Origin of the sequence: Arthrobacter sp. UM1 (genome assembly GCF_020483305.1) — a bacterium.
In the GTDB taxonomy this organism is placed as follows: Bacteria; Actinomycetota; Actinomycetes; order Actinomycetales; family Micrococcaceae; genus Falsarthrobacter.
The window spans coordinates 38149-44459 of sequence record NZ_JACWAB010000011.1 but is presented as its reverse complement, the minus strand read 5'-3'; the positions used below and the strand labels follow the sequence as shown (position 1 = coordinate 44459).

Genomic DNA, 6311 nt, shown 5'->3' with positions numbered 1-6311 from the left:
ACCGCCCGCTCACGGCCACAGAGGTGCTCCAGCACTACCAGGCCGGAATCTGACCGCCTCCCGCCGCGACGGACGCGTCCGTCCTGGCGGGGAGGGCTTCCCCCATCCCTCCTGACATCCCCCTCTCACGACAAGGACCCTGCCAGTGACGCTCCGCCGCCCCCGGCTCGCGATCCTCTCTCTCGCGGCCTCTCTCCTCGCCCTGCCCCTCGACCTCATCGCCCCGACCTCAGCTTCCGCGACCTTCGTGGACACCCGCGCCATCAACGTCACCCTCATGGACGTCCAGCTCGCGGACGCCTCGGGGGCGACGACGGACGCCGGCCTCAAGGCGAGCCAGTTCGCCCAGGCCCGCTCCTTCTGGTCCTACGAGTCCGCCGGCCGGTTCTCGCTCAACCGCACCGCGGACTCGTCCTACCGCTCGGCGGCGACGAGCAAGCAGGACTTCAACCAGATGATGCAGACCATGGTGAAGGAGCTGGGGCTCGCGACGGCGCGCAACAAGGTCGTCGTCGCCTACGTGCCCGTGTCCGCGCTGAAGCGGCCGGGGACGGGGAAGTATGACGCCTTCGGCGCCGGCTGGGACCTCGGCAACGGCTCGGGGCTCATCCTCATGCCGCGCCCCTCGCCGTACTCCGGTTCGATCATCACGCACGAGTTCGGCCACGTCTTCGGCGTGGGCCACGCTGAGGCCCTCCAGTGCAAGGACGGGTCCCAGGACGCCTTCTTCCCGCAGAGCGGCAAGCTCGCCAACCCGAACTGCTCCATCAAGCCGTACGGCGACGCGGGCGACGTCATGGGCATCTCCGACGTCCCCACCCCGGCCGTCTCCTCGCTCGCCGTCCAGGACGACCAGCTGGGTCGCGGCGACGACGTGCGGCGCCTCGGCTTCATCGCCGCCCCGCGCACGGCCGTCCTCTCCCCGTGGGCGGCGCCCGGCGTGCACCGCGCCGTGAGCTTCCAGGACGCCAACGGCCAGACCTACGGCCTCGAATACCGCACGCCCGTGGGCTACGACGCCGTCTTCTACGGCCGCGGCAACGCCGGCGTGAAGATCACCAAGCGGAACTACGCCTCGGACCAGATCGCCACCCTGGTCAACATGCCGAACCCGCTTCCCAACAGCCAGCTCATCGACTCGAACGTCACGTGGAAGGCGGGCCAGAGCTTCACCACCGTGGGCGGCACCCGCGTGCAGATCCTCAGCACGGGCGCGACGGCGACCGTCTCGATCACCCCGGCCCGCACGGTCTCGGCCCAGCCGGACAGCTCGAGCCTCGTGAGCATGAACAAGGGAACGCTCAACAACTACAAGATCGACCCGGATCAGGTCATCCGCCGCGTCACCGCCCTCAGCCCCGGATGGGCGGGGGCCCGGAGCCTCTCCGTCATCGACTGGAACCGGGACGGCTACAACGACGTCGTCTCGCACTTCACCAACGGAACGCTCGGCCTCTCCCGCGGCTCGGCGAGCGGCCTGCAGCCCCTCGAGGTCCTCAACACGGTCCCGGGCGTGGAGATGTTCACCGCGGATCTCGTCAAGGGCGGCGATCCCGCCGTCATCACCAAGGAGCCCAACGGCGTGCTCCGCTCGCGGACGCCCACGACGAACACGCAGATCGGCGCCGGATGGCAGGGGCTCAACAGCCTCACGCCGGTCGACTTCGACAAGGACGGCCGCGTGGACGTCCTCGCCCGGAACTCCGCGGGCAACCTGCTGCTCTACCGCACCAACGGGTACGGGCAGTTCTACAACGAGAGCCGCCGGATCGTCGGGCGCGGTTGGAACGGCTTCACCGTCATGTCGGCCACGGAGGCCGGCATCCTCGCCCGGAAGAACACGACGAACGAGCTCTACCTCTACCCGGTCAAGGCGGACGGCTCCGGCTTCGGCGCCCCGTTCGTCGTCGGCCGGGGCTGGCAGGGCCAGCTCGCGGCGAAGAACGCGCAGTAGCGCTCCTCGCGGCGGCCGTTCCGGCAGCTGCCCTGAGGCGGGCACGCAGAGAGCCCCTCGCCCCGACTTCACCGGGGCGAGGGGCTCTCGCGGTTCCAGGGCTGTTCAGCCCTCGGGAGCGGAAGGTAAGGGATTTGAACCCTTGGTGCGGGGTTGCCGCACACTGGTTTTCAAGACCAGCTCCTTAGGCCGCTCGGACAACCTTCCTCAAAGAACCATCATGGCACAGCCCGCGAGGCCATGGCACAGCCGGTGAAGGCGCGGCACAGGCCCGGAGCCCACCGCACAGCCCCGGAGCCCGTTTTCCCCTCGGCGCCAGCCGCGTAGGGTGAAGGGCATGCGAGCAGTCATCGCCTCCCAGTCCGGCGGTCCCGAGGTCCTGGAGGCCGTGGACCGCAGCGCGCCCGTGCCCGGAGAGGGGCAGGTGCTCCTCGACGTGGCGGCCGCCGGCGTCAACCGCGCGGACGTCCAGCAGCGCAAGGGCGTCTATCCGCCACCGGCGGGGGAGTCGGACGTGCTGGGCCTCGAGGTGTCCGGCCGCGTCGCCTCCGCTCCCGGCAACTCCGGCCTGCGCGAGGGGGAGGAGGCTGTGGCGCTCCTCGCCTCCGGCGGCTATGCAGAGCAGGTCGCGGTGGACGAGGGCCTCGTGCTCCCTGTCCCCGCGGGCGTCTCCCTCGAGGACGCGGCCGGCCTGCCCGAGGTGGCGGCCACCGTCTACTCCAACCTGGTCCTCGAGGCCGGCCTGAAGGCGGGAGACCGCCTCCTCGTGCACGGCGGCTCGGGCGGCATCGGCTCGTTCGCCATCCAGTTCGCTGCCGCGCTCGGCGCGCGCGTCGTCGCCACCGTCTCCAGCGAGGAGAAGGCGGAGCACTGCCGCCGGCTCGGCGCGGAGGCCGCGATCGACTACCGGACCGAGGACTTCGCCGAGCGGATCGGCGAGCTCATGGGCGGCGCGGACGTCATTCTCGACGTCGTGGGCGCCGCCTATCTGGAGAAGAACGTGGAAGCGCTCGCCACGGGAGGCCGCCTCGTGGTCATCGGCCTGCAGAAGGGCAGCCGGGGCGAGCTCAACCTGGGCCTGCTCATGGGCAAGCGCGCCCGAGTCATCGGCACCACGCTCCGGGCCCGCCCGCTCGAGGAGAAGCGGCAGATCATGGCGGGCGTCCGGGAGACGGTCTGGCCGCTCGTCGAGGAGGGGCGGATCCGCGTCACGACGGACCGCGTCTTCCCGCTGGACGAGGCCTCCGAGGCGCACGCGTACTTCGACTCCGGCCGCCACCGCGGCAAGGTCCTCCTCCGCGTCCGCTGAGCGAGACCCCTCGCGGCCCTCGCCTTGACGCCGTCTGTGAGCTGCGTGGCAAGATTGTGAATGGCGTCACCGCTGACGCCGCCCCGTGCCCGCCGCGCCTCGCGCGGCCGCGAGGCCGGGGCTTCCGTGCGATGAGGTGTCCGTGAGCGCAGACGTTTCCCCTTCCCCCTCCCTTCCTCCCGCGGGTCTCGACGACGACGTCGTCGCGGCCGAGCGCCGGAGGATGAGCCCGCTGCAGATCGCCGTCTGGATCGGCGTCGCCCTCGTCGGCGCCGTCGGCTGGGCGTTCCTCGCCTTCTCCCGCGGGGAGAGCATCAACGCGATCTGGTTCGTCTTCGCCGCCGTGGGCAGCTACCTCATCGCCTACCGCTTCTACGCGACCTACATCGAGACGCGCCTGCTCAAGGCGGACGACAAGCGGGCCACCCCCGCCGAGTACAAGGCGGACGGCAAGGACTTCGCCGCCACGGACCGCCGCGTGCTCTTCGGCCACCACTTCGCCGCGATCGCGGGCGCCGGGCCGCTCGTGGGCCCCGTCCTCGCCGCGCAGCTCGGCTTCCTGCCGGGCACGGTCTGGATCATCGCGGGCGCCGTCTTCGCCGGCTGCGTGCAGGACTACGTGGTCCTCTTCTTCTCGATGCGGCGCGGAGGCCGCTCCGTGGGCCAGATGGCCCGGGACGAGCTCGGACGGTTCGGCGGGACGGCGGCCATCATCGCCACGCTCGCGATCATGGTCATCATCACCGCCATCCTCGCCCTCGTCGTCGTCAATGCGCTCGGCGAGTCCCCGTGGGGCGTCTTCTCCGTGGCCATGACTCTGCCGATCGCGCTGTTCATGGGCGTCTACCTGCGCTTCATCCGCCCGGGCCGGGTCATGGAGGTCTCCGTCATCGGGTTCGTGCTCCTTATGGCGTCCATCATCGGCGGCCGGTACGTCGGCGAGTCCGCATGGGGCTCCCAGTTCTTCCACTGGGACCGCCCGCTCATCGCGTGGATCATCATCGTCTACGGCTTCGTGGCCGCGGTCCTCCCGGTCTGGCTGCTCCTCGCGCCGCGCGACTACCTCTCCACGTTCATGAAGATCGGCACGATCGTCATGCTGGCGCTCGCCATCGTCGTCGTCCGCCCGGAGCTCCACGTGCCCGCGTTCTCGGAGTACGCGAGCCGCGCCGACGGCCCGGTGGTGCCCGGCAGCCTCTTCCCGTTCCTGTTCGTGACCATCGCGTGCGGCGCCCTTTCGGGGTTCCACTCGCTCATCGCCTCCGGCACCACCCCCAAGATGGTGGAGAAGGAGCGGCAGACGCGGCTCATCGGCTACGGCGGCATGGCCATGGAGTCCTTCGTGGCCATCATGGCCCTCGTCGCGGCGCTCTCCATCGACCGCGGCGTCTACTTCGCCATGAACGCCTCGCCGGCGCTCACCATGGGCAGTCCCGAGGGCGCCGTGAAGTTCGTCAACGGGCTCGGCCTGACCGGCGTGAACCTGACGCCGGAGATGCTCACGCAGCTCGCCCACAACGTCGGGGAGGAGAGCATCGTCTCCCGCACGGGCGGCGCGCCCACCCTCGCCGTCGGCCTCTCGCACATCATGCACCAGGTCGGCGGCGGCGTGGCGATGATGGGCTTCTGGTACCACTTCGCCATCATGTTCGAGGCGCTCTTCATCCTGACCGCCGTCGACGCCGGCACGCGCGTGGCCCGGTTCATGCTGCAGGACGCCATCGGCAACGTGGCTCCGCGCTTCAAGGACATGACGTGGCGGCCCGGCGTCTGGATCTGCACGGCGATCATGGTCGCCGCGTGGGGCGCCATCCTCGTCATGGGCGTGACCGATCCGCTCGGCGGCATCAACACCCTGTTCCCGCTCTTCGGCATCGCCAACCAGCTCCTCGCGGCGATCGCGCTCGCGGTGTGCATGACCATCGCGGCGCGCGCCGGACGGGCCCGGTACCTGTGGATCCTCGTGGTCCCGCTCGCGTTCGTCACCGTGGTCACCGTGGTGGCGAGCATCCAGAAGATCTTCTCCGCCAATCCGAAGGTGGGCTACTGGGCGCAGCACGCGCAGTACAAGGACGCGATCGCGGCGGGCAAGACGAGCCTCGGCACCGCCAAGACGCCGGAGGCCATGGACGCCGTGGTGCGCAACACCTTTGTCCAGGGCTCGCTGTCCATCCTGTTCGTGGTCCTCACGGTCATCGTCATCGCGGCGGCCGTCCTCGCCACGGTCAGGGCCGTCCGCCGCGGCGAGCAGGAGTCCACCGAGGACCCGTACGTCCCCTCGGAGACCTTCGCCCCCGCCGGCCTCGTCTCGTCTCCCGCGGAGAAGGAGCTCGATCGCCAGTGGGCGGAGGTGCGCGGGGCTCCCGTACGATCGCATCATGGCTGACATCGCCCGCCGCGTCCTCGGCGCCCTCGACGCCGGCCGCAGATACCTGCGGGGAGTCGTGGGCGCGGACGCCTATGAGAAGTACCTGGCCCACCACGAGCGCCGCGCCGCCGCGGGGGAGTGCTGCGAGCCCGTGCTCTCCGAGCGGGAGTTCTGGCGCGAGAAGACGGACCGCCTGGACCGCGAGCCGCAGGGGCGGTGCTGCTGATGGCGCTCTTCGGGACCGTGCGGGCCAAGCGCCGGGACGAGGCCGAGCTCGGCAAGGGCATCTGGCGCCGCACCCATGACCGCTATGTGCGCGGGCTGGACCGCTACCACCAGGTCCTCGAGATGGCGGAGGGGGAGCTGTACGACGAGCTCGTCGTCGTCGCGAACGCCCTCGCCGGCGGGCTGCCGCGCGTCCGAGCCCTCTGCACCGCGGCTCAGCGCCGCTTCCCCAGCGAGGGGCTCGACGTCCCCGGGGGAGCCGCCATCGCCGTGCACCGTCGCCTCTCGCGCGCGGGCAACGCGCTGGCGACGACGGCGGAGGCCGCCGCGATGAGCTGCCTGGACTTCGACCGCTGGGGCATCGCCTCCGCGAACGTGGAGAATGTGCGCCGCCGGGCCGAGGCCGTTCTCGAGGAGATCGCCGCCGCGGAGGAGTCCGCCGACTTCTCTTAGGG

The 6311-nt window shown here is 70.8% G+C and carries 5 protein-coding genes and 1 tRNA gene; 5 read left to right on the top strand and 1 reads right to left on the bottom strand.

The window, feature by feature from the left end:
* Window positions 1–145 precede the first annotated feature (145 nt).
* The gene (locus H9I38_RS10440) at window positions 146–1954 is read left to right on the top strand and encodes a hypothetical protein (protein WP_226338760.1); all 1809 of its coding nucleotides are present in this window, start codon (window positions 146–148) and stop codon (window positions 1952–1954) included.
* 119 nt (window positions 1955–2073) lie between these two features.
* Here H9I38_RS10440 and H9I38_RS10435 read toward each other — a convergent pair.
* A tRNA-Ser gene (locus H9I38_RS10435) sits at window positions 2074–2161 on the bottom strand.
* A gap of 130 nt (window positions 2162–2291) precedes the next feature.
* On the opposite strand from H9I38_RS10435, the gene H9I38_RS10430 reads away from it, so the two are divergent.
* The 4 genes from H9I38_RS10430 (at window position 2292) to H9I38_RS10415 (ending at window position 6309) form a co-directional block, all read left to right on the top strand.
* Entirely contained in the window at window positions 2292–3263 is a 972-nt protein-coding gene (locus H9I38_RS10430) for an NAD(P)H-quinone oxidoreductase (protein WP_226338759.1), read from the top strand.
* Window positions 3264–3405: 142 nt separating this feature from the next.
* Window positions 3406–5649: a carbon starvation CstA family protein gene (locus H9I38_RS10425; RefSeq protein ID WP_319002232.1), complete on the top strand. Its 2244-nt coding sequence runs from the start codon at window positions 3406–3408 to the stop codon at window positions 5647–5649.
* Window positions 5642–5857 (top strand): YbdD/YjiX family protein, encoded by a 216-nt coding sequence (locus H9I38_RS10420; protein ID WP_226338758.1) that lies wholly within the window; start codon window positions 5642–5644, stop codon window positions 5855–5857. Before H9I38_RS10425 ends, H9I38_RS10420 begins: the two co-directional genes overlap by 8 nt.
* Window positions 5857–6309 (top strand): hypothetical protein, encoded by a 453-nt coding sequence (locus H9I38_RS10415; RefSeq protein WP_226338757.1) that lies wholly within the window; start codon window positions 5857–5859, stop codon window positions 6307–6309. Before H9I38_RS10420 ends, H9I38_RS10415 begins: the two co-directional genes overlap by 1 nt.
* Window positions 6310–6311 lie beyond the last annotated feature (2 nt).